This window comes from Kitasatospora sp. Root107 (assembly GCF_001424875.1).
Taxonomy (GTDB): domain Bacteria; phylum Actinomycetota; class Actinomycetes; order Streptomycetales; family Streptomycetaceae; genus Kitasatospora.
In genome coordinates this window covers 96,375-116,962 of record NZ_LMCT01000045.1, presented here as the reverse complement: position 1 = coordinate 116,962, position 20,588 = coordinate 96,375, and the positions used below count along the sequence as shown (strand labels likewise).

The 20,588-nt window shown below is 70.2% G+C and carries 26 protein-coding genes; 8 read left to right on the top strand and 18 right to left on the bottom strand.

The annotated features are described in order from the left end of the window. Nucleotides 1–158 precede the first annotated feature (158 nt). On the top strand, nt 159–1,433 hold the full coding sequence (locus tag ASC99_RS29160) for a PTS transporter subunit EIIC (RefSeq protein ID WP_057237611.1): 1,275 nt from the start codon (nt 159–161) through the stop codon (nt 1,431–1,433). Nucleotides 1,434–1,505: 72 nt separating this feature from the next. On the opposite strand, the gene ASC99_RS29155 is transcribed toward ASC99_RS29160, so the two are convergent. Together ASC99_RS29155 and ASC99_RS29150 are read right to left on the bottom strand one after the other, a co-directional pair. Further along, the gene (locus ASC99_RS29155; protein WP_057237609.1) at nt 1,506–2,252 is read right to left on the bottom strand and encodes an MBL fold metallo-hydrolase; all 747 of its coding nucleotides are present in this window, start codon (nt 2,250–2,252) and stop codon (nt 1,506–1,508) included. Between the two features lie 188 nt (nt 2,253–2,440). Further along, nucleotides 2,441–2,635, bottom strand: coding sequence for an AlpA family transcriptional regulator (locus tag ASC99_RS29150; RefSeq protein WP_057237608.1), 195 nt, complete (start codon nt 2,633–2,635; stop codon nt 2,441–2,443). Nucleotides 2,636–2,819: 184 nt separating this feature from the next. Between ASC99_RS29150 and ASC99_RS29145 the strand changes: the two genes are divergently transcribed. Then, nucleotides 2,820–3,224, top strand: coding sequence for a type II toxin-antitoxin system PemK/MazF family toxin (locus ASC99_RS29145; protein WP_063857229.1), 405 nt, complete (start codon nt 2,820–2,822; stop codon nt 3,222–3,224). A 64-nt stretch (nt 3,225–3,288) separates the two neighbouring features. Here ASC99_RS29145 and ASC99_RS29140 read toward each other — a convergent pair whose 3' ends face one another. The 7 genes from ASC99_RS29140 to clpS all read right to left on the bottom strand — a co-directional run bounded on the left by ASC99_RS29140 (nt 3,289) and on the right by clpS (nt 7,949). Continuing rightward, nucleotides 3,289–4,257 (bottom strand): PLP-dependent cysteine synthase family protein, encoded by a 969-nt coding sequence (locus ASC99_RS29140; protein WP_057237606.1) that lies wholly within the window; start codon nt 4,255–4,257, stop codon nt 3,289–3,291. A gap of 73 nt (nt 4,258–4,330) precedes the next feature. After that, nucleotides 4,331–4,603, bottom strand: a complete 273-nt coding sequence (locus tag ASC99_RS29135; RefSeq protein ID WP_057237604.1) for a MoaD/ThiS family protein — start codon at nt 4,601–4,603, stop codon at nt 4,331–4,333. 93 nt (nt 4,604–4,696) lie between these two features. After that, on the bottom strand, nt 4,697–4,813 hold the full coding sequence (locus tag ASC99_RS42370; RefSeq protein WP_350676536.1) for a putative leader peptide: 117 nt from the start codon (nt 4,811–4,813) through the stop codon (nt 4,697–4,699). Between the two features lie 150 nt (nt 4,814–4,963). Then, on the bottom strand, nt 4,964–5,395 hold the full coding sequence (locus ASC99_RS29130; protein ID WP_057237602.1) for a Mov34/MPN/PAD-1 family protein: 432 nt from the start codon (nt 5,393–5,395) through the stop codon (nt 4,964–4,966). A gap of 44 nt (nt 5,396–5,439) precedes the next feature. Beyond that, nucleotides 5,440–6,882: an amino acid permease gene (locus ASC99_RS29125; protein WP_057237600.1), complete on the bottom strand. Its 1,443-nt coding sequence runs from the start codon at nt 6,880–6,882 to the stop codon at nt 5,440–5,442. Nucleotides 6,883–7,053: 171 nt separating this feature from the next. After that, complete coding sequence (locus ASC99_RS29120; protein ID WP_057237598.1) at nt 7,054–7,617, bottom strand: DUF2017 domain-containing protein; 564 nt, start codon at nt 7,615–7,617, stop codon at nt 7,054–7,056. Between the two features lie 38 nt (nt 7,618–7,655). Continuing rightward, nucleotides 7,656–7,949: an ATP-dependent Clp protease adapter ClpS gene (gene clpS / locus ASC99_RS29115; RefSeq protein ID WP_057237597.1), complete on the bottom strand. Its 294-nt coding sequence runs from the start codon at nt 7,947–7,949 to the stop codon at nt 7,656–7,658. 128 nt (nt 7,950–8,077) lie between these two features. On the opposite strand from clpS, the gene ASC99_RS29110 reads away from it, so the two are divergent. Together ASC99_RS29110 and ASC99_RS29105 are read left to right on the top strand one after the other, a co-directional pair. Further along, nucleotides 8,078–9,397, top strand: coding sequence for a nicotinate phosphoribosyltransferase (locus tag ASC99_RS29110; RefSeq protein WP_057237595.1), 1,320 nt, complete (start codon nt 8,078–8,080; stop codon nt 9,395–9,397). 256 nt (nt 9,398–9,653) lie between these two features. Beyond that, the gene (locus ASC99_RS29105) at nt 9,654–10,244 is read left to right on the top strand and encodes an isochorismatase family protein (protein ID WP_057237593.1); all 591 of its coding nucleotides are present in this window, start codon (nt 9,654–9,656) and stop codon (nt 10,242–10,244) included. A 56-nt stretch (nt 10,245–10,300) separates the two neighbouring features. Here ASC99_RS29105 and ASC99_RS29100 read toward each other — a convergent pair whose 3' ends face one another. Continuing rightward, nucleotides 10,301–11,335 (bottom strand): hypothetical protein, encoded by a 1,035-nt coding sequence (locus ASC99_RS29100; RefSeq protein ID WP_057237591.1) that lies wholly within the window; start codon nt 11,333–11,335, stop codon nt 10,301–10,303. 317 nt (nt 11,336–11,652) lie between these two features. Between ASC99_RS29100 and ASC99_RS29095 the strand changes: the two genes are divergently transcribed. After that, a complete protein-coding gene (locus ASC99_RS29095) occupies nt 11,653–12,084 on the top strand; it encodes a hypothetical protein (protein ID WP_057237589.1) in 432 nt (143 codons plus the stop codon). Between the two features lie 221 nt (nt 12,085–12,305). On the opposite strand, the gene ASC99_RS39905 is transcribed toward ASC99_RS29095, so the two are convergent. Further along, entirely contained in the window at nt 12,306–12,620 is a 315-nt protein-coding gene (locus ASC99_RS39905) for a hypothetical protein (protein WP_057237588.1), read from the bottom strand. Between the two features lie 214 nt (nt 12,621–12,834). Between ASC99_RS39905 and ASC99_RS29085 the strand changes: the two genes are divergently transcribed. Together ASC99_RS29085 and ASC99_RS29080 are read left to right on the top strand one after the other, a co-directional pair. Next, a complete protein-coding gene (locus tag ASC99_RS29085) occupies nt 12,835–13,245 on the top strand; it encodes a hypothetical protein (RefSeq protein WP_057237586.1) in 411 nt (136 codons plus the stop codon). Nucleotides 13,246–13,389: 144 nt separating this feature from the next. Next, on the top strand, nt 13,390–14,457 hold the full coding sequence (locus ASC99_RS29080; RefSeq protein ID WP_057237584.1) for a DUF2332 domain-containing protein: 1,068 nt from the start codon (nt 13,390–13,392) through the stop codon (nt 14,455–14,457). Between the two features lie 9 nt (nt 14,458–14,466). Here the strand turns inward: ASC99_RS29080 and ASC99_RS29075 are convergent, their stop codons facing one another. From ASC99_RS29075 to ASC99_RS29065, 3 genes are all read right to left on the bottom strand, one after another. After that, a complete protein-coding gene (locus tag ASC99_RS29075) occupies nt 14,467–15,000 on the bottom strand; it encodes a DinB family protein (RefSeq protein WP_057237582.1) in 534 nt (177 codons plus the stop codon). 94 nt (nt 15,001–15,094) lie between these two features. Continuing rightward, entirely contained in the window at nt 15,095–15,607 is a 513-nt protein-coding gene (locus ASC99_RS29070; protein ID WP_057237580.1) for a GNAT family N-acetyltransferase, read from the bottom strand. A 99-nt stretch (nt 15,608–15,706) separates the two neighbouring features. After that, complete coding sequence (locus ASC99_RS29065) at nt 15,707–16,207, bottom strand: GNAT family N-acetyltransferase (protein WP_157531825.1); 501 nt, start codon at nt 16,205–16,207, stop codon at nt 15,707–15,709. 84 nt (nt 16,208–16,291) lie between these two features. On the opposite strand from ASC99_RS29065, the gene ASC99_RS29060 reads away from it, so the two are divergent. Then, a complete protein-coding gene (locus ASC99_RS29060) occupies nt 16,292–16,867 on the top strand; it encodes a GNAT family N-acetyltransferase (RefSeq protein ID WP_057237578.1) in 576 nt (191 codons plus the stop codon). Here ASC99_RS29060 and ASC99_RS41405 read toward each other — a convergent pair. From ASC99_RS41405 to ASC99_RS39545, 4 genes are all read right to left on the bottom strand, one after another. Further along, nucleotides 16,860–17,048 carry a hypothetical protein gene (locus ASC99_RS41405; RefSeq protein ID WP_157543671.1) on the bottom strand — a complete coding sequence of 63 codons (189 nt, stop codon included), beginning with the start codon at nt 17,046–17,048 and terminating at the stop codon, nt 16,860–16,862. The two genes, ASC99_RS29060 and ASC99_RS41405, sit on opposite strands and share 8 nt — an antisense overlap. A gap of 111 nt (nt 17,049–17,159) precedes the next feature. Beyond that, a complete protein-coding gene (mycP, locus tag ASC99_RS36775; RefSeq protein ID WP_082598740.1) occupies nt 17,160–18,557 on the bottom strand; it encodes a type VII secretion-associated serine protease mycosin in 1,398 nt (465 codons plus the stop codon). Between the two features lie 90 nt (nt 18,558–18,647). After that, the gene (locus ASC99_RS39065) at nt 18,648–20,021 is read right to left on the bottom strand and encodes a WXG100 family type VII secretion target (RefSeq protein ID WP_162257936.1); all 1,374 of its coding nucleotides are present in this window, start codon (nt 20,019–20,021) and stop codon (nt 18,648–18,650) included. A 46-nt stretch (nt 20,022–20,067) separates the two neighbouring features. Beyond that, the gene (locus tag ASC99_RS39545) at nt 20,068–20,550 is read right to left on the bottom strand and encodes a hypothetical protein (protein WP_057237575.1); all 483 of its coding nucleotides are present in this window, start codon (nt 20,548–20,550) and stop codon (nt 20,068–20,070) included. Nucleotides 20,551–20,588 lie beyond the last annotated feature (38 nt).

Sequence of the window (20,588 nt, the reverse complement as noted above, 5' to 3'; positions counted from 1 at the left end):
TCATAGCACTTCCCACCTGCACGGCTTCCAGGGGTTACGGCCCCCCTCCATGCGTGCTAGAAAACTGGTCTACACCACTAGTGGTGTAGACCAGTTCGCGGTTCGGCCCCCGATGCTCCTCCCCCGACCGATCCGCCCTGCCGTTAGGAACCACCCCCATGACTACGACTGCGCAGGCACCGGCGCCCGCCGCGGCACCGGTCCCCTCGCCCGGCAAGAAGTTCGGGCAGAGCGTGCTCCAGGGCCTCCAGAAGATCGGCCGGAGCCTCCAGCTCCCGATCGCCGTCCTCCCGGCGGCCGGTCTGCTGCTCCGCCTCGGTCAGGACGACGTCTTCGGCAAGGACGGCCTCGGCTGGGACAAGGTCGCCGCGGTGTTCGCCACCGCCGGTGACGCCGTCTTCTCCAATCTGCCGCTGCTCTTCGCGGTGGGCATCGCGATCGGCTTCGCCAAGAAGGCGGACGGCTCCACCGCGCTCGCCGCCCTGGTCGGCTTCCTGGTCTACAAGAACGTGCTGACCGCGTTCCCGATCACCGAAGGCGCGATCAAGGACGGCAAGTGGGTCGCCGCGACCTACGAGAACCCGGGCGTGCTCGGCGGCATCGTGATCGGTCTGCTGAGCGCCGTGTTGTGGCAGAAGTACCACCGCACCAAGTTGGTCGACTGGCTCGGCTTCTTCAACGGCCGCCGCCTGGTCCCGATCATCATGGCCTTCGTCGGCACCGCCGTCGGCGTCGTGTTCGCGCTCTGCTGGGGCCCGGTCGGCGACGCCATCAGCAGCCTGAACGACTCGCTGATCGGTGCCGGGGCCTTCGGTGCCGGTGCGTTCGGTCTGGTCAACCGTGGCCTGCTGCCGGTCGGCATGCACCAGTTCGTGAACTCCTACGCCTGGTTCCAGACCGGTGACTTCACCAAGGCCGACGGCACCGTGGTGCACGGCGACCTGACCCGCTACTTCGCCGGTGACCCGACGGCCGGTCAGTTCATGGCCGGGTTCTTCCCGATCATGATGTTCGCGCTCCCCGCCGCCGCCCTGGCCATCGCGCACGCCGCCCGCCCCGAGCGCCGCGCCGCCGTGATGGGCATGATGATGTCGCTCGCGCTGACCTCCTTCGTCACCGGTGTCACCGAGCCGATCGAGTTCGCCTTCGTCTTCATCGCCCCGGCCCTGTACGTGATCCACGCGGTGCTCACCGCCATCTCGATGGCCGTCACCTGGGCCCTCGGCGTGCACGCCGGCTTCACCTTCTCGGCCGGACTGATCGATTACCTACTCGGCTGGAGCAAGTCCACCAACGCCTGGATGATCATCCCGATCGGTCTGGTCTTCGCCGCCCTGTACTACGTGCTGTTCCGCTGGGCGATCGCCAAGTTCAACCTGCCGACTCCCGGTCGCGAGAGCGACGAGGAGCTCGAGGAGCTCACCAAGGCCTGACCGCCCTTACCGCTTCAACGGACGGACCCCGCTCGGCAACTGCCGGGCGGGGTCCGTCCGTTGTCCTGAGGGTCAGAGCTGATAGACCGCGCCGGGGCGGGCCAGTTCGACCGGGCCGCCGTACACCGCTGCGGCGTCACGGCGGTTGGTCTCGGGGTCGGTCCACGGCGGGATGTGGGTGAGCACCAGGCGGCCGACCCCGGCCGCGGCGGCGTGCTCGCCCGCCTCCCGGCCGTTCAGGTGGACGTCCGCGAAGGTCTCCTTGCCGTGGGTGTAGGCCGCCTCGCAGAGGAACAGGTCGGCGCCCCGGGCGAGTTCGACCAGCTCGGCGCACGCGCCGGTGTCGCCGGAGTACACCAGGCTGCGGCCGCCGTGCTCGATCCGGAAGGCGAAGGTCTCCACCGGGTGGCTGACCCGGGCCGTCGTGACGGTCAGCGGGCCGAGCCGAAAGCTGCCCTCGGTGAGGGTGTGGAAGTCGAAGACCTCGGTCATGCCCGGCTGCTCGGGCATGTCGTACGCCCGGGCCAGCCGGTCGGCGGTGCCCGCGGGCCCGTACACCGGGACGGACTCTGGGCAGCCCTCCAGCCGGTAGTTCCGGGCGACCCAGTAGGCGCAGAGGTCGATGCAGTGGTCCGCGTGCAGGTGACTGAGCATCACCGCGTCGATGTCGTACAGGCCGCAGTACTTCTGCAGGGCGCCGAGCGCGCCGTTGCCGAGGTCGAGCACCAGCCGGAAGCCGTCGGCCTCGATCAGGTAGCTGGAGCAGGGCGACTCGGCGGACGGGAAGCTTCCCGAGCACCCCACCACGGTCAGTCTCATGCCGAGCCCCTCCACCCCGATGGGTCATGGTCCGTGCCTGCGGAGCTACCTGGTGGTAGCGGCCGGCTGCCAGACGAGAGTAAGGGCCGGGAGGCACTTTGCCCCCGTCTCCGTGCCGTGCTGTGGCTGATGTCACCAGAACGGGCCGCGCCGGGCGCGGGGCGGGGACGGGGGCGGGACGAGGCGCCTCAGCGGTTGCCGGGGCGGTTCCGGGCCCAGGCGCGGATGGTGCCCGCGAACCAGCGGGGGTGGCCGCTGCCGTCGATCATGTCCGGATCGGGCAGCAGGCCGTGCCGACGGTAGTTGCGGACGGTGTCCGACTGGACGTTGATATGCCTGGCGATCTCGGTGTACGACCACAACTCATCGCTGTGTGAGGACATCTGGGCCACCTTCAGGGAGGGTTCCGAGGGTTGCTGTCGGGAGGTCGCGATCAGCTTTTCCGGCCCAACGAGGATCTTTAGCCCAGAAGGGACTCTGTAGTCGTTCCGTGACAAATCAGCAGCACCAAACGGATAAATGCTCAACTGTCACAGTCGGCCCGAGACGTGGTTGTACGGTCTGCGGATGGAGAAATGGCTGATAGCCGCGTTGGTCGTGCTGGTCCTGCTCGCGGTGCTGGTGGCCGTCCGCCGACGGCGGCCCTCCGCCCCGGCCGGTGGTGGTCCTGCACCTCGCGAGGTGTGGTGGGCCGAGGTGCCGTTCGAGGACGGGCCCGGCACCAAGGACCGGCCGTGCCTGGTGCTGCGGGTGAACCGGCGGACCGCCACCGTCGCGAAGATCACCAGCAAGCGGCACGACGACCGTCCGGGCGTGCTGGCCCTGCCGCCGGGCGCGGTCGGCGACCGGCAGGGCCGGTCCAGCTGGCTGGAGACGGACGAGCTGCGCGAGGTACCGCTGCGCGCCTTCCGCCGCCGGGTCGGACCGCTGGACGGGCCGACCTGGACGAAGGCCCAGCGGGCGCTGCGCTGAACGACGGACGGCGCGGCCCCCGCCCAGCGGGGACCGCGCCGTACCGCATCCGACTGACGGGCCGTCAGGCCCAGAGCTGGCCCTGCAGCGCCTCGACGGCGGCCTCGGTCGACTCGGCCGTGTAGATGCCGGTGGAGAGGTACTTCCAGCCGCCGTCGGCGACCACGAAGACGATCTCCGCCCGCTCGCCGGCCTGGGCGGCCTTGCGGCCGACCCCGATCGCGGCGTGCAGGATGGCGCCGGTCGACACGCCCGCGAAGATGCCCTCCTGCTGGAGCAGGTCGCGGGTGCGGCGGACGGCGTCGGCCGAGCCGACCGAGAACCGGGTGGTGAGCACCTGGGCGTCGTACAGCTCGGGGACGAAGCCCTCGTCCAGGTTGCGCAGCCCGTACACCAGGTCGTCGTAGCGCGGCTCGGCCGCGACGATCCGGACGCCGGGGACCTTCTCCCGCAGGTAGCGGCCGACGCCCATCAGGGTGCCGGTGGTGCCCAGGCCGGCCACGAAGTGGGTGATGTCGGGGAGGTCGGCGAGGATCTCCGGGCCGGTGCCCGCGTAGTGCGCGCCGGCGTTGTCCGGGTTGCCGTACTGGTAGAGCATCACCCAGTCCGGGTGCTCGGCGGCGATCTCCTTGGCGATCCGGACGGCGGTGTTGGAGCCGCCTGCCGCGGGCGAGGGGATGATCTCCGCGCCCCACATCCGGAGCAGCTCGCGGCGCTCCTCGCTGGTGTTCTCCGGCATCACGCAGACCATCCGGTAGCCCTTGAGCTTGGCCGCCATGGCGAGTGAGATGCCGGTGTTGCCGCTGGTCGGCTCCAGGATGGTGCAGCCGGGGGTGAGCAGCCCCGCCGCCTCGGCCCGCTCGATCATGTGCAGGGCCGGCCGGTCCTTGATCGAACCGGTCGGGTTGCGGTCCTCCAGCTTGGCCCAGAGGGTCACCAGACCGTCCCCGTTGCCGGGCACGGCGGCGGAGATCCGGGGCAGCCGGACCAGCGGAGTGTTGCCGACGGCTTCGAGCGGGCTGTCGTACTTCATCTGACGGAGCCTCCGGCAGTCGAGGAGCGGATCGGGGCGGCGGGGCCGCGGACCCTCCGGCGGTTGGGGGGTCCTAGCCGCCGGCGACGGCGGGGAGGATGGTGACGCTGTCGCCGTCCGTCAGGCCGGTGCCGATGCCCTCCAGGAAGCGGACGTCCTCGTCGTTCAGGTAGACGTTGACGAAGCGGCGCAGCTCGCCGCCGTCCAGCAGTCGGGCGGCGATGCCCGGGTGCCGGGCGTCCAGGTCGGCGAACAGCTCGCCGAGGTTGGCGCCGGCGCCCTCGACGGCCTTCTGGCCGTCGGTGTACGTGCGGAGGATGGTCGGGATGCGGACCTCGATGGCCATGGCTGCGCTCCTGATCGGGTGTGAGTTCGGGTGGCCGCGGGCGCGGCAGGGGAGGGTGGCCCCGGGGGCCGGGAAAAGCGGTTGGTGCCGAGGTCAGCAGGCGTCGGCGGGGCCGGGACAGATCGCGCTGGCGAGCCGGCACAGGTCGACGTGCAGGCGCGCCACGAGGCGGATGCCCGGGGCCTGGTTGCTCACATCGACGGAACGCATGGGCTCATCGTATAGATTCCCGCCCCTGCTCCGACATCTCCGTCTCGGTATCCGGATGTTTCCGTATCTACAGGTGAGATTGCGGGGTTTGGACACGGCGCGGTCCGCCGTATCGGCCTGGTCAGGCGGGTACGGCGGGCCGGGAGTCGGTCAGGCTGCGTACGTCTCGACGATCTCGACGTCTTCCTCCGTGATCACACCGTCCACGATCCGGAACGAGCGGAACTGGAACGGGTCGCCGGGCTCGGTGCCCTCCGCGGTGGAGACCAGCACGTAGTGGGCCTCCGGCTCGGAGGCGTAGCTGACGTCGGTCCGCGACGGGTAGGCCTCGGTGGCGGTGTGCGAGTGGTAGACGATCACGGGCACCTCGTCCCGGTCGTCCATCTCGCGGTAGAGCTTGAACAGGTCGCCGGAGTCGAACTCGTAGAAGGTGGGCGAGCGGGCCGCGTTGAGCATCGGGATGAACCGCTCGGGGCGGTCGCTGCCGGCCGGGCCCGCGACCACGCCGCAGGCCTCGTCCGGGTGGTCGGCACGGGCGTGGGCGACGATCGCGTCGTGCAGCTCTCGGGTGATGGTCAGCATGCGGTCAGGATAGCCAGCCGTCCGAGCGGTCCCCATCGACTGTCTCAGTCACCGGACTTGGCGTGGACGTGGTCGTGCCCGTGCGGCACCACGGCCTCCGGCTTACGGCTCTTGAGCACCTGGTAGCCGATCACCAGCAGCAGGGCCCAGACCGGGAAGACGTACAGCGAGATCCGGCTGTCCTCGTCGATCGCGATCAGCACGATCACCATCACCAGGAAGGCCAGCGAGGCCCAGCTGGCCGCCGGTCCACCCGGCGCCTTGAAGGTCGGCGCGGGCAGGTGGCCACCCTTCCAGGCGGTCCGGTAGCGGATCTGGCAGATCAGGATCATCGCCCAGGTCCACAGGCCGCAGACGGTGGCGACCGAGGTGATGTACTCGAACGCCTTTGCGGGGGCGAGGTAGTTGAGCACCACGCCGAGGCCCATCAGCAGGCAGGAGACGGTGATCGCGGCGGCCGGGGTCTTCTGCCGGTTGAGCGCGGTGAGCTGCCCCGGCGCCTGGCCACGGATCGCGAGGTCGCGCAGCATCCGGCCGGTGGAGTACATCCCGGAGTTGCAGGAGGAGAGCGCGGCGGTGAGCACCACGAAGTTGATGATCCCGGCCGCCGCCGGGATGCCCATCTTCTCGAACGCGGCCACGAACGGGCTGACGCCCGGGGCGAACTCCCGCCACGGCACCACGGCCAGGATGACCACCAGCGCGCCGATGTAGAACAGTGCGATCCGCCAGGGCAGCGTGTTGATCGCGCGCGGCAGGGTCTTCTGCGGGTTCTCGCTCTCCCCCGCCGTGACGCCGACCAGCTCGACCCCGAGGTAGGCGAACATGACGATCTGCAGGGTCATCACGGTGGCGCCGATGCCCTTGGGGAAGAAGCCGCCGTCCGACCAGAGGTTGCTGAGCGCGGCGGTGTCACCGGCGTCGCTGAAGCCGAGGGTGAGCACCCCGATGCCGATCAGGATCATGCCGATGATCGCGGTCACCTTGATCATCGAGAACCAGAACTCGATCTCGCCGAACAGCTTCACCGAGATCAGGTTGGCGCCGTACAGGATCACCAGGAAGACCAGCGCGGAGATCCACTGCGGGATGCCGGGCGCCCAGAACTTCACGTACACGGCGGCGGCGGTGGTCTCCGCCATGCCGGTGACCACCCAGAACAGCCAGTACGTCCAGCCGGTCACGTAGCCCGCGAACGGGCCGAGGAACTCCCGGGCGTACTCGGCGAAGCTGCCGGAGACCGGACGGTACGTCAGCAGCTCGCCGAGTGCGCGCATGATCACGAAGATCACCAGACCGGCCACCGCGTAGCTGAGGATCAGGCTCGGGCCCGCCTTGGAGATGGCGGTGCCGGCGCCGAGGAAGAGGCCGGTGCCGATCGCGCCGCCGATCGCGATCATCTGGATCTGACGGCTCCCCAGACCGCGGGCGTAGCCCTCCTCGTCCGGTACCGGATCGGTCACCTCGTCGAACTGCTGCTGGGTCATCGGGCACCGTCCTTGACTCGTGGGGAGTGGCAGTCGTACCACGGTTCGCCCGGATAACGGTGCATATCTGAGCGATATTTGAGCATGTGATGTCAGGTTTGGTGGCGCTGTGCCGGAAATGCCGGAGCCCCTGTCCCAGGGTGTGGGACAGGGGCTCCGGGGCCGCCTCGATCAGTCGGCCATCGCCTCCAGCAGCGACTCCTGCAGAGCGCCGAGCCACAGGTACGCCATCGCCAGCGGCTTGGCCGGGTCCTCGTCCGGCAGTGCGAAGAAGTCGTCGTCCTCGCTGACCTCCAGCCGGGTGCCGAGGATCAGTCGCAGGTCGTTGGTGGCGCCGAGCCAGCGCGGGCACTCCTCGGCCGGCAGTACCAGCTCCTCGCCCGCACCGAGGCCGTCCAGGGCCCGGATCACCGCCAGCACGTCGTCCCGCTTCCGGGTCCGCAGGTCGGGCTCGGTGTAGCGGCGGAACTCGGCCGAGGCCGCCTCCGCCTCCTGGTCGTCCGGCTTCCCGGGGTCGCCGTAGGCGTCCGGGAACAGCCGGGCCAGCGCCGGGTCGGCGGGCGGCCTGCTCGGCCCCTCGGCGAACAGCGCGGCCAGCGGGTCGGCATTCGCGGCCGGCCCGGGGCCGATCATCTCCAGCACCTGCATGAACAGCGAGCGCAGCAGTGCGGCGTCACCCTCGTCCAGCGCGGCCCGCGCGCCGCCGTCGCCCGTGCTCTCGAACAGCCGAACCATGATTAGTCGTCAACCCGTCGTCGTGGTGGGGTGGTTGGTCAGTCGTGCTGGAGCGTGGCCCACAGACCGTAGCCGTGCATCGCCTGGACGTCCCGCTCCATCTCCTCGCGGGAGCCGCTGGAGACCACGGCGCGACCCTTCTGGTGGACCTCCATCATCAGCGTCCTGGCCTTCTCCTTCGGGAAGCCGAAGTAGGCCTGAAAGACGTACTGGACGTAACTCATCAGATTGACCGGGTCATTGTGGACGATCGTGACCCAGGGGGTGTCGGGCTCCACCGCTGGAATGCCTTCGACCTCCGGGCGCTCGATCTCCACGGGCGCGACACTCACGGCTGCACTCCTCGTCGGGACACGGTTTACCGTCTCTCATGCTTCCATCCGGGGGACGCACGAGCGAATCCGGGTCGATCGGTGAGAGAAATCGTCAAACTGACGCTAAGTCCAGTAGCATCATCCCCATGGATGCCGACACCGTGCGCCGCTCCACGGCGCTGCTCACCGACCGCTACGAGCTGACCATGCTGCAGGCCGCCCTGCGCAGCGGCGCCGCCCACCGGCGCTCGGTCTTCGAGGTGTTCACCCGCCGACTGCCCAACGGCCGCCGCTACGGCGTGCTGGCCGGAGTCGGCCGGGTGCTGGACGCGGTCGAGGACTTCCGCTTCACCGCCCCGCAGTTGGACTGGCTGGCCGACCAGAAGGTGGTCGACGAGACCACCCTGCGGTTCCTGGCCGACTACCGGTTCTCCGGCGACATCCACGGCTACCCCGAGGGCGAGGTCTACTTCCCCGGCTCGCCGCTGCTCACCGTGGAGGGCAGCTTCGCCGAGGCGGTGATCCTGGAGACGCTGATCCTGTCGATCCTCAACCACGACTCGGCGATCGCCGCCGCGGCCTCCCGGATGACCAGCGCGGCGGGCGGGCGGCCGTGCATCGAGATGGGCGCCCGCCGGGCGCACGAGGACGCCGCCGTGTCGGCCGCCCGGGCCGCGTACGTGGCCGGCTTCGGTGCCACCTCGGACCTGGCCGCGGGCTTCACCTACGGCATCCCGACCACCGGCACCGCCGCCCACGCCTTCACCCTGCTGCACGACAGCGAGCGGGACGCCTTCACCGCGCAGATCGACTCGATGGGCCGGGGCACCACCCTGCTGATCGACACCTACGACCTGAACGAGGCGGTCCGCACCGCCGTCGAGGTGGCCGGGCCCGGGCTGGGCGCGGTCCGGATCGACTCCGGCGACCTCACCCTGCTGGCCCACCGGGTCCGCCGCCAACTGGACGAACTCGGCGCCACCGGCACCCGGATCATCGTCACCTCCGACCTGGACGAGTACGCCATCGCCGCGCTGGCCGCCGCCCCGGTGGACGGCTACGGCGTCGGCACCAGCCTGGTCACCGGCAGCGGGGAGCCGACCTGCGCGATGGTCTACAAGCTGGTCGCCCGGGCCACCGGCCCCGACGGGCCGCTGGTCTCGGTCGCCAAGCGCTCCTCCGGCGCCAAGTCCAGCGTGGGTGGCCGCAAGTGGGCCGCCAGGCAGCCCGACGCCGAAGGCGTGGCGATGACCGAGGTGGTCGGCACCGGTCCGGTGCCGGCCGAGCTGGAGCCGCACCTGCTGCACGTGCCGCTGATCCGCGACGGCAAGGTGGTCGGCCGCGAACCGCTCACCGCCGCCCGGGACCGGCACCTCCGGGTCCGGGACTCGCTGCCGCTCTCGGCCACCCAGCTCTCCAAGGGCGAGCCGGTACTGCCCACCGAGCTGCGGCTAGGGGCTGTCTGACGATTCGCGTCGGATCAGGCCAGGTCGTTCGGTGCGTGCGATCGGCGTGCGGCCGGGACGCCCTCGTAGCGGAGCTACTTGGGCGTTGCGGCCGTGCGGCGATCGTGCGTGCCGGGCGGGCCGGACCCGACGGGAATCGTCAGACAGCCCCTGTCTGACGGGGCGTCGCCCCTTCCGCCTACGCGCGTAACTGCCTACAGTGGCCACCATCGAGGCCCACCACACCGCCCCTGGTGGCGGAGAAGGAAGCAATCCCATGCATCGGGCACTGATCGTCGTGGACGTGCAGAACGACTTCTGCGAGGGCGGCAGCCTGGCGGTGGCCGGTGGTGCCGAGGTGGCCGCCTCGATCACCGATCTGATCGCCGAGTCGACTCCCGGCTACGCGCACATCTGCGCCACCCGGGACCACCACATCGACCCGGGGTCGCACTTCTCCACCGAGCCGGACTACGTGGACTCCTGGCCGGTGCACTGCCTCGCCGGGACGGAGGGGGTGGGCTTCCACCCGAACTTCTCACCCGCGGTGATCTCGGGCGCGATCGAGGCGGTCTTCGACAAGGGCGCGCACGCGGCGGCCTACAGCGGCTTCGAGGGCTTCGACGAGAACGGGGCGACGCTGGCCGACTGGCTGCGCGAGCGGGACGTCACCGAGGTGGACGTGGTGGGGATCGCCACCGACCACTGCGTCCGGGCCACCGCGCTGGACGCCCGGCGGGAGGGCTTCACCACCCGGGTACTGCTCGACCTCACCGCAGGTGTCGCGGCCCCCACCACCGAGGCCGCGCTGACCGAACTCCGGGAAGCCGGAGTCGAGTTGACCGGGACGCCGATCGTCCGCAGCTGATCTTCCGTCCGTCCGCGCCCCCGCTGCCGCCACTGCCGCGCCGGGGGCGCGGCCGTTCACTCATGACCGGTCACCAGCAGCTCGACCACGTCGGTACCGCCCGCCAGGAACGCCTCCCGCAGCTCGTCGCCGACCACGTCCGGCTCGGCGGCGAGCCGGGACCCCGACACGTACACCACCCGGATCCCGAGGTACTCCATCCGGTGCTGGCCGCCGCGCACCCAGGCCGCCTCGCCCTCGCTGACGCAGCGCAGCTCCGAGTCCACCTCCACCGCGACCGCGGCGGCCGGCCAGTACAGGTCGGGTACGGCCACGAAGGTGCCACCGCGCATCCGCAGCTCAGGACCGGTCAGCGGGGTCGGCAGCAGCCACTCGTCCACCAGCTCGCCGATCCGGCCGAGCACCGACTCCCGCTCCGCCGCCAGCAGTTCGTCCACCGCGGCCCGGACCCGCTCCTCGCCGAGCAGGTCGGCCTCCCGCAGCTCGGCCAGCAACTCCCGTAGCGTGCAACCCGGTTCGGCCTTCGCCAGCGCCTCCCGGAGCACCGCCCTGAGCTGCCCGGCCGGCACCTCGCCGGTGTCGAAGGCACCCGCGTCGGTCCACTCCCGCAGCGTGTCGGCCACCGCCCTGGCCACCGGAGCGCAAGCCAGCCCGTGCACCGAACGGGCCACCAACTCCCGCTCCGTACGCCGGATCCGGACCTCCCCCGCATCCTTCAGCCGACGCTGCCGGGGCACCAGCACCTCCACCCCGGTCACCGCGGGCAGGCGCGGCGCGGAGCTGAATCCGTACAGCGCTAGCGCCGCCGCACCGGTGATGACCGCACCGTCCCGGCCGCCCTCCTCGCGCCCGTTCTGCGCGGCGTACAGCAACGCGGCCCACATCCGCTGCTCCGGCGTCGGCTCGCCGCCCTGCAGCAGGTAGACCCTGGGCAGCAGCCGCTGCCACGGGCCACCCTCGCGACAGTGGCCGCTGACCACCCTGGTCGGCACCCCACGGGCACGGAGCTGGCTGGCGGTGATCACGTTCTGCTGGCGGCGGGCCAGCTCCTCGAGGGAGGGCGACTGCGACGGAATCTGGTAGCTGCTCATGCCGACAACCCTCCCCACCCACCCCCGCTCCGCATCCACGACCTGACGCACCGTTACCCAACCGTCGCGAAACCGGGACTCACCCGCACTAAAGTCCCCATACCCTCACCCATTTGGACCAATGGATGTTCAGCCGTATGCCGGTATGGATCGAAGTTGGCCTGTACCATCCGATTTTCCGCACGGCGGTTGTACGGCCATCCCACCCCGCCGAACACCCTTCCACCTGCAGCGGCTGACCCAGAGTGACGAGCGCCATACGCCTCCCCGCCGTCCGGGGGTCACGGCAGCCCCTCAGGATTGCCTAACATCGCTTCATGCCACGTGACGAATCCGCCACCCTGCGCGCTGCCCAACTGCGCCTCGGTCGCCTGCCCGGCTACGTCCGCCAGCCGGACCTGGCCCGGCGCAGCGGCGACGACGGCCACATGTACAAGAAGGGCTGGGAGGTCCGTTTCACCGCACGGACCGAGGAGGAGATAGCCGAGATCCGAGATCTGGTGATCGCGGCGGGCTTCGCCCCGGCCCGGCCGTTCTTCAAGGGCAACCAGCTCATCCAGCCGGTCTACGGCATCGCCGCCGTGCACGCCTACCTCGAGGCGCGGGAGGCCGCCGAGGCCACCGGCATCCCGGAGCAGCCGAACCGGCGCGCCGCCGCCACGGCAGCAGCCGCGGCCGCAGCCACCGCAGCCGGCGCCGCCGCCAAGCGCGCCCGCCACAAACCTGAGGAACCCAACCGCACCTGCTGACCCTTCCGCAGCTGCCCAGCCAGGTGAGACCAGGGGCTCGGGGCTCCGCTGATGTGCGGCTCCGCCGCGTGGGCGACGCCGGCCTCGGAAGGTCACACGTGCGTATGTGGTCAGGCACTTTCGCGGTTCCCCTGGACAGTCCAACCTCGAGCCCTGCAAAAGGCCTCAGGCGTACGGGTCCAGGTGGACAGTGGCCGCGCGCAGGCGGGGGACGGCCCGGATCAGAGCGTATTCGGCGGCTTCGGCGGGGTTGTGCACGTGCCAACGAGCAGCGCGACCGCACCGGAGAGCGCCACCACCACCGCCTGCGCGCCCGCCGTGAGCGCCAGTACCACCAGCGAGATCCAGAGCGTGCGCAGACCCTCGGCGGGGGACTCCAGGGTGCTGTCGAGCCGGTCGGCGGCGTCGTGCGAGTGCGGCCGGAGCAGATGCGAGGGCCCGTGCCGGTGCGAAGGTCCGTGGGAGTGGTCGTGGTGGTGCTCATTCCGGTGCTCGTGCGGGTGTCCATGCGGCCTTATGGAGGTACGGTGGCACATCAACTCCCTTGCAGCCGCTGCCGTTCTACCCACCCTGACCAGGTGTGTAGCGCTCGCAACTGACAGACCGTCATACAACGGCTCAATCCCACCCCTCCCCGAGTATCTGATGGGACTTGTCACTCAAAGCAGCCGCCCGAGGCCCTAGAGTGAGCATGGGCACCCGTCAACCGTCGCCCGTCACCCGCCACCCCGTCCGGATCGAGAGGCTGATGTGACCAACCGTCATGACCCGGCCTCCTCCGTGGAGTTCATCGCCTTCCGGGAGCTGCACCACCCCCGGTACCTGAGTTATGCCCGGGTCTGGTTCCGCGAGGGCGGTCTGGCCGCGTCGGTGGTGGAGGACGCCTTCGCGGCGATGGCGGCGGGCTGGGCGGAGATCCTGGGCAGCCCCAACCCGACGGCCGCCGCCTGGCGGATCCTGCGGGCCACCGTCGCCGCCCGGTTCGACCCCACCCGGGCGCCGGCTCAGCCCCAGCGGGTCAGCGCCGCCGACGAGGACCTCGCCATCCTGCACTACGTGGTCGGCCTGGCCACCCCGGAGATCGCCGACGTGGTCGGCACCGACACGGCGAACGTGGCCAGCCAGCTCCGGCACGCGCTACGGGCGGCAGCCGACTGGTGACGGCGGCCACCGGCCGAGCCCGCGACCGCGGCTGCCCGCCGGTGATCGTCGTCACCCCGGTGGAGCCTTCACCCCGGCCGCACGCAGGCCAATGATGGGAGACACCGCCCCTGACGGGCGGTCACTCGACCGAGGAGCCCGCCGGTGCCACTCCCCCACGCCGCCGCCGTGATCGACCGGCAGGCCACCGCATGCGGTGAACTCGGCTCCCCGCTCTACGAGTTCCTGCTCCGCCGGGCCGCACTGGACGTGGCGGCGGGCGGCCCGTGCGCGGCGGCGATCGCCGGGTACGAGCAGGCTCCCGAGCCGGACGCGATCGCACTGCGGCTGCTCGGCGGGGTGCACGCGCTGGTGCTGACCGGCCGGGCCCCGGCCCTGGCGGCGTACTACCCGAGCGCGGGCGGACAGTTCGCCCTGCCCGTCCCGGAGGCCGCCTGGACGGCCTTCCGGGCCACCGTCGCCGAGCACCTGGACCGGGTCAGGGGCTGGCTCACCAGGCCCCCGCAGACCAACGAGACCGGCCGGGCCAACCTGCTGATCGCCGGGCTGCTGCACGTCCTGGCGGACGCCCCGTTGCCGGTCCGGCTGTTCGAACTCGGCGCCAGCGCCGGGCTCAACCTGCTCGCCGACCGGTTCCGCTGCGAGTGGTCCGGCGGTGCCCACGGCCCGGCCGACTCGCCCGTCAGGCTGACCGACGCCTGGCGCGGCGACCCGGTCTTCCCGCTCGACCGCCCGCTGCCCGACCTCGAGTTCACCGAGCGGCGCGGGTGCGACCTGACCCCGATCGACCCGCTCTCGCCGGAGGGCGCGCTCGCGCTGCGCTCGTACGTCTGGGCCGACCGCCCCGAGCGGGCCGCCCGGCTGAACGGTGCGCTGGCGCTGGCCGCCAAGCACCCGGTGGAGGTCGAGCGGCTCGGCGCCGCCGACTTCCTCGGCGGGGTCTCGGTGGCCGAGGGCGCGCTCACCGTGGTCTGGCACTCGATCATGCAGCAGTACGTCCCGGCCGCCGAATGGGCCCTGGTGGAGAACGAGTTGGCGCGTCTTGCGGCCGCCGCCACCCCGACCGCCCCGTTCGCGCACGTGGCCTTCGAGCCCAGCCGGGTGGCCGGTTCGGACCAGCGCCGGTTCGTGCTCACCGTCCGGACCGGGCCGGGCCCGGAGCAGGTGCTCGCCGAGGCCGTACCGCACGGGCTGCCCGCCTGGGCCTGCTAGGGCAGGCTGCTACCCCTTGGCGGCGGTGACGTCGTACAGGTGGTGCACCGGGTCGTGGATCAGGTACCGGGCGAACGACTCGACAGTGAACCTGGCACCGTCGCTGCGGTCACCGGTGCGCTGCCACTGCTCCGCGCTCACCGACTCGAACCCCTGCGCCAACTGCTCGGCGGCGGGCAGCAGTTCGGCCGCCACCAGGGCCGGGTCCTGCTCGCCGTAGCGTTCGGCGACCGCGGTCTCGTCCTGGTTCCAGTTCGGAAAGAGCGGGCCGTCCTGGTCCAGCATCAGCCGCAGCCGGACGTGGAACAGCCGGAAGACGTCCCGGACATGGCAGGCGTACTCGAGGTCCGACCACACCTCGGGTGCGGGCCGACGACGCAGCTCAGCTTCCGGGCGCTCGCTCAACAGGGTCACCCAGGCGGCGGCGTTGGCCCGGACCAGTCCCGCGACCTCCTCGCGCACGACCGCCGGCGTGTCGAAGCCGCAGTCGGGGCAGGGGCGGTGCAGGACCCAGGTCCAGTCCTTGGTGTCAGGAGTGATCATGCCTCCAGGATGCTGGCCGGACACTGCCCCGGCCAGGGCCTTGATCGCCAGGCAGCGCCGAAATACCGCCAGCTACCGCCAGACAGCCGTTACTTCAGCCGACGGGCGGCTCGGCCCCGGTCAGCGGGAGGTGCATCACCAGCAGGTCGACGTAACCGAGCTCCGGGTGCAGGAACCCCTCCGGCACGGCCGCCAGCACCGTGAACCCGAACGACTTCCACAGCGCCACCGCCCGGGTGTTGCTCGACGCCACCGCGTTGTACTGGATCGCCCGGTAGCCGTCCGCACGGGCCTGCTCGATCACGTGCGCGCAGAGCGCCCGGCCGACCCCCCGGCCCGCGTGCGCCTCGTCCACCATGAAACCGGCGTTGGCGATGTGCGACCCCGGCCCCATCTGGTTGGGGTGCGTCTCGGCGCTGCCCAGCACCGTGCCGTCCGCCGCCACCGCGACCACCGTCCGGCCCGGCAGCCGCTTCATCCAGATCTCCCGGGCGAACTCCTCGGAGATGTCCCGGGGCCAGGTGAAGGTGTCGCCGGCCGCGACGATCCGGTGCAGGAAGGGCCAGATGGCGGGCCAGTCGGCCGCGGTCGCCTCACGAATGATCACCCTGGCAGTCTGCCCCGCGCGGAGCCCCGGGGCGAGCGGATTTCCCAGCGGTACTGCTCTGCTCCGTCTGCTCTGCTCTGTCTGGTCTGTCTGCTCTGCTCAACCGAGGGGCTTTGCGAACCAGACCTCCGCATACGGGTCGTCCCCGTACGGATCGACCGGCCGGTAGCCGAGGCTGCGGTACAGCCCGATCGCCTCGACCAGGTCCTTCCTGGTGTTCAGCCGGATCAGCCCCGCCCCGCGCGCCCGGGCCAACTCCTCGGCCGCGCCCACCAGTCGGGCCCCTGCCCCGCCCCGCCGGGCCGCCTTCCGGACGTACATCCGGGTCAGCTCCGCGTCACTGTCCGCCAGCCCCACACCCTGCCAGCGCAACCCCACACAGCCCACCGGCACCGCCCCGTCCCTGGCCACCAGCAAGGTCCCCTTCGGCTCCCGCAGATCCGCCCCGTCCCCCAACGCCTCCGTGATCTCCTCCGGGGTCGCCGGACGCCCGTAGTAGCGGCTGGCGAGCTCGTCGATGTACTCGTGCAGCACCGTGGCCGCATCCGGGTGGTCCACGGCGATCGGGGAGACGGTCCAGCTCAGGGGTGTTGCGTTCATACCGCCATTCTCGCGGCAGCGCTGCCTCGGGCGGCAACGCATTTTCCGGTGGCGTCAGCGGCCGCCCGCCGCTAGAACTGCTGGGTGATCAACAACGCGGCCCTCCTCCGCAAACCCACCCTGACCGGCGAAAACCTCCGCCTGGTCCCGCTCTCGCCTCGCCACGCCGAGTCCTTCTGGCGCGCCACCCAGGACCCCGAAAGCCGCCGGCTGACCGGCTCCCGACGAGACTTCACCCTCGCCGACATCGAACACTGGTGCGCTACCCGCGCCGACCAGCCCGAACGCCTCGACCTCGCCATCGAGGACCTCGACGGCCGCTACCTGGGCGAGCTCGCCCTGATCGACCTCGACCGCGACAGCCGGTCCGCCGCCTTCCGAATCGCGCTCGCCCCGACCGCCGCCGGCCGAGGACTCGGCACCGAAGCCACCCGCCTGCTGCTCGACCACGCCTTCACCGCCGTCGGCCTGCACCGCGTCCACCTGGAGGTCTTCGACTACAACCCCCGGGCCCAACGCGCCTACCAGAAAGCCGGCTTCACCCTCGAAGGCCGCCTCCGCCAAGCCCACCACTGGGACGGCCAGTGGCACGACACCCTGCTGATGGCCGCCCTGGCCACCGAATGGCGGGCGGCCACCCCGACACCCGCTGCTACCTGACCGTGCAACTCGAGTCGACCGACGTGGCCGGCAGCCCGACGATCGACTGCGCCCAGCCCAGCAACTCCGAACAGACCTTCGCCTCCTCGGCATTGGCCGGCGGATGCCCCTCACTGCCACCGGCCACCGCCGGAGAAGCAAGGCTCAGCGCAAGCAGAAGCACGGGCAGAATGGACTTCAAACGACGACTGCGCATAACAGAACGGCCCTTCGGGATGATGGCTTACTGACGGGCCATCAGTACCCGAAGGGCCGCCCCCACAGCGGGGATTATGCGCCGTTCGTGGGCGTGTCAGCGGTACGGGTTGCCGCCGCCGGCGCCGCCGGGCTGGGGCGGGTACTGCTGCGGGGGGTACTGCTGCGGATTGCCGCCGTACGGCTGCTGGGGCGGCTGCGGTGCACCGTACGGCTGCTGCGGCGGGTACTGCGGCTGCGGTGCACCCCCACCACCCCCGTACGGAGGCTGGCCACCGCCACCGCCCCCCTTGTTACGTCGGGCCAGCACAATCACGCCGCCGACCACCACAACGGCCAACAGACCGACGATGGCCCAGACATACACCGGGACCCCGCTGTCGCTGTCACTCTTCGGCGCTGCGGCCTGGTCATTCCCACCGACCGTGCTCCCATTGGCCGGAGCGGACGGCTGCGGCGAGGCCGAGGATCCCTCGGGCTGACGCTGCGACTCCGGCCGCGTCAGCAGCGGGTTCTCCTTCGGGCCGTTGTCCACGGCGGGGTTGGCGGCCAGCGCCTTCTGCGGCGAGGCAATTCCATAGCCGTAGCTGTCGTTCGGCAGCTTCTGCCCATCGGGCACCACCGCCGACTTGATCAGCCGGTTGATGACCTGACCGGCCGACAGGTCCGGGTACTTCGAGCGCACCAGCGCCGCGATCGCGGAAACATAGGCGGTCGCATCAGAAGTTCCGCTCCCGGAGTGATATCCGGTCGGCGAGGCATAGTCGGCGGAATAGATCTCCACCCCGGGTGCTACGAGCGTCAGCTCTGGGCCCTTATTCGACTTCTCCCAAAGCTTCCCGAATCTGTCGACAGCACCTACGGCGACAACACCGGGGACAGCTGCCGGATAGCTTACCGGCGTGTCGTGGTTCCCAAGGTTTCCAGCTCCGCCTACCAGTACGACATCCTTGTCGATGGCGTACTTGATGGCCTGCCGCACATCATCGAGCGCCCCGCCGGTAAATGACATGTTGATGACCTTGGCGCCTTTGTCGACAGCGTAACGAATTCCCTCGGCCAGACGGTCCTTCTCCCCCTGGCCGGTGTCCCCGGAAGCCGTGACCGCGATTTTGACGGGCAGGATTTTGGCCTTAGGCGCAAGGCCGATGACACCTTCCCGATTCCCATGCCCTCGGGCGGCGATCAGGCTTGCCATGGCCGTTCCGTGGCCATTCGTGTCAACTCGCCCGTCACTCTGCCCGCCGGAGAGGTCGATGCCTGGCAGGATCTGCCCGGTGAGGTCTTGATGGCCCGCTGCAACGCCACTGTCGATAACCGCCACGATGACGTTCTCGCCCTGGCTGACCGGCCACACCTTCGCCTCGGCATCGAACTTGTCGATGGCCCACTGCCCGGTGCGAACATTGTCAGCAGCAGCTGGGCCGATGACGGCACCCCATAGGAGTGAGCCCAGAACGAGTACTGCTGCTCCCCGAATCTGCCGACTGGACATCAACCCTCGCCACTCCACTCGCTGGAAACGTTGCACTACTTCGACGGATGGGCAGGGTGCCGTACCCCTGCCCATCCGGTCATCCTCTTGTTACTCGACCACGTTCGGATTGGTCGGCTGCCCAACTGCCCAGGTGTCCTCGTCCTCGACGAGATAGTCCGGGCGGCTCTTACCGTTCTTGTCCTTGTCCTTCTTGCCTGGCTGAGCGGCACCGGGCATACCGCCTCCTGCAGCTCCGCCAGTCTGACCCGCCTGCGCGCGGCCACGGCCGAGCCCCGATCCGCCCTCGGTGAAGGACCCACGACCGGTGCCCCCCGAACCGACTGCACCTGCTGTACCACCGGCACGCCGGGCCGCACTCGAGCCTGCTCCACCTGTGGCCCCGCCAGCGGCAGATCCCCCTGCACCCGCGCCTGGCATCCCAGACGCGCCGAAGGCGCCACTCCCTCGACCCGCCGATCCTGCAGGTGCCCGCCTAAGGTCGGAGTCGGCGGCACTCCTCGCCCCGCTGAACCCGCCTGATCCCTTCGGGGTTCCGCCCGAGGAACCGCCGATGACTCCAGTACCACCAAGGTTGCTGCCGGACCCAGCCCCCGTCCCCGGCCCGCCGTTGTAGCCTCCGGACGACCTAGGGGCATTACCTGTCGGCTTCGTCCCAGCTACGACACCATCAATACCGGTGCCCGGTCCGAACGACCCCGGAGACTGCGGCTTGGGGAGCGGGTTTGCAGTACCACCCTTAATCCCAGGATCCGTAGGACCGCTGGGCTGGAACTTCTTCGGCGGCTGAGATCCGGTCGCACCCACCGAACTGGTGGACCGGGACTGGACCGCGGCTCCGCTCGAGCTGTTTGCTCCGGCGAAACCCACACCTGCACCCATGATCAGGCTGCTGAATGCCGCTGGGCCCGAAGAGTCCGGAGCCGGGATGGAATCCCAGTCCTCAATCCGCCCCCGGGAAGGCGGTTTCAGGTAGTCGGTTGCCGTGCGGTACCGAGTGGCCAGAAGGTTCATGACTGCAACTGCCTGAGCCTTCTTCTCATCCGTGACGGCAGTCCTGGTGTCCTCATTGTCGGTACCGGCGGCGGACGCAGCAGTGTCGCCAACGGCGTCGGCAGCCTTGGACCAGAAGCCGGGCTCCTCCGGCATCGTGCGCTTGGCTTCGTCGATGGCTCCCGACATCAGCTCAAGAGTGACGGCAGCGTCATTGGCGTAGGCAGCGACATTGTTGATGCTGGTGGCCAGCTTGGTCATCTTGGTGTGAAACGCCTCGCTGGTGGCACCTTCCCAGGTCGTGACAGCATCCGACGACGCAGTGGTCAGGGCGGTCCGGATCTGCTTGAGGGTGTCACTGGCACGCCGCCAGGGGTCGGCTGCGGACATGATGCCGCCAGAGTCCATGCCACCGACCATGCGCCGAAGATCGCCATGGCTGTAGCCATTGAAGTTGGTGTATTCGCTCACGAGCGGGTGCCTCCTGTCCGCCGGAAAATCCTGGATGCTGGGGTGCTCACCATGTTGACTGGGGCTCGCCGCTGCCGGCCGGGGTCGCTCCGGCGGGCGGGTTGGGGCTCGACTGCGGGACGCCGGGGCGCGAGGACGAAGAGCTGTAACCGACCTGCGTGGCGATCGTGGTGCCACCGACCGACCAACCATCGGAGTTGACCTTGAGACCGCGGGTGGTCTCTGTCTCCTGCTCCTCGTAGTTGCCAGCAGTGAGGTCCGCCTTGCGTTGGGCCTCGTCGATGGTGTCCTGGAGATAGTTCATGACGTCCCGAAGGCTGTCCCGCATGACCTCGTACTTGTCGAACAGCGCCTGCGCCTCAGGAAACGTCCCGAAGGCGGACCGCCCGACCCCGCTCTGCCCGTGCGTCCGGCTGCCGTCCGCACGTGCCTGGAACTCGTCTAGCAGCCCCCGTACCTGCGACGCGAACGCCCGTAGGTTGTCGACCTCGACGCGGTAGCCGGCACCGCCGCCGTTCCCCGTGCTCACGACTGTCCTCCCCCATGGAGCCAGGGCTGGACTGGTAT

What these genes read in the sequence shown, in the direction of transcription:
- ASC99_RS29135 (WP_057237604.1), bottom strand. Translation starts at nt 4,603, where the DNA reads ATGGCCATCGAGGTCCGCATCCCGACCATCCTCCGCACGTACACCGAC.
- ASC99_RS29140 (WP_057237606.1), bottom strand. Translation starts at nt 4,257, where the DNA reads ATGAAGTACGACAGCCCGCTCGAAGCCGTCGGCAACACTCCGCTGGTC.
- ASC99_RS29150 (WP_057237608.1), bottom strand. Translation starts at nt 2,635, where the DNA reads ATGTCCTCACACAGCGATGAGTTGTGGTCGTACACCGAGATCGCCAGG.
- mycP (WP_082598740.1), bottom strand. Translation starts at nt 18,557, where the DNA reads ATGTCCAGTCGGCAGATTCGGGGAGCAGCAGTACTCGTTCTGGGCTCA.
- ASC99_RS29160 (WP_057237611.1), top strand. Translation starts at nt 159, where the DNA reads ATGACTACGACTGCGCAGGCACCGGCGCCCGCCGCGGCACCGGTCCCC.
- ASC99_RS29130 (WP_057237602.1), bottom strand. Translation starts at nt 5,395, where the DNA reads ATGCTGACCATCACCCGAGAGCTGCACGACGCGATCGTCGCCCACGCC.
- ASC99_RS29110 (WP_057237595.1), top strand. Translation starts at nt 8,078, where the DNA reads ATGGATGCCGACACCGTGCGCCGCTCCACGGCGCTGCTCACCGACCGC.
- ASC99_RS29145 (WP_063857229.1), top strand. Translation starts at nt 2,820, where the DNA reads ATGGAGAAATGGCTGATAGCCGCGTTGGTCGTGCTGGTCCTGCTCGCG.
- ASC99_RS29120 (WP_057237598.1), bottom strand. Translation starts at nt 7,617, where the DNA reads ATGGTTCGGCTGTTCGAGAGCACGGGCGACGGCGGCGCGCGGGCCGCG.
- ASC99_RS39905 (WP_057237588.1), bottom strand. Translation starts at nt 12,620, where the DNA reads ATGTGCCACCGTACCTCCATAAGGCCGCATGGACACCCGCACGAGCAC.
- ASC99_RS29125 (WP_057237600.1), bottom strand. Translation starts at nt 6,882, where the DNA reads ATGACCCAGCAGCAGTTCGACGAGGTGACCGATCCGGTACCGGACGAG.
- ASC99_RS29095 (WP_057237589.1), top strand. Translation starts at nt 11,653, where the DNA reads ATGCCACGTGACGAATCCGCCACCCTGCGCGCTGCCCAACTGCGCCTC.
- ASC99_RS29075 (WP_057237582.1), bottom strand. Translation starts at nt 15,000, where the DNA reads ATGATCACTCCTGACACCAAGGACTGGACCTGGGTCCTGCACCGCCCC.
- ASC99_RS29155 (WP_057237609.1), bottom strand. Translation starts at nt 2,252, where the DNA reads ATGAGACTGACCGTGGTGGGGTGCTCGGGAAGCTTCCCGTCCGCCGAG.
- ASC99_RS42370 (WP_350676536.1), bottom strand. Translation starts at nt 4,813, where the DNA reads ATGCGTTCCGTCGATGTGAGCAACCAGGCCCCGGGCATCCGCCTCGTG.
- ASC99_RS29105 (WP_057237593.1), top strand. Translation starts at nt 9,654, where the DNA reads ATGCATCGGGCACTGATCGTCGTGGACGTGCAGAACGACTTCTGCGAG.
- ASC99_RS29065 (WP_157531825.1), bottom strand. Translation starts at nt 16,207, where the DNA reads ATGAACGCAACACCCCTGAGCTGGACCGTCTCCCCGATCGCCGTGGAC.
- ASC99_RS29100 (WP_057237591.1), bottom strand. Translation starts at nt 11,335, where the DNA reads ATGAGCAGCTACCAGATTCCGTCGCAGTCGCCCTCCCTCGAGGAGCTG.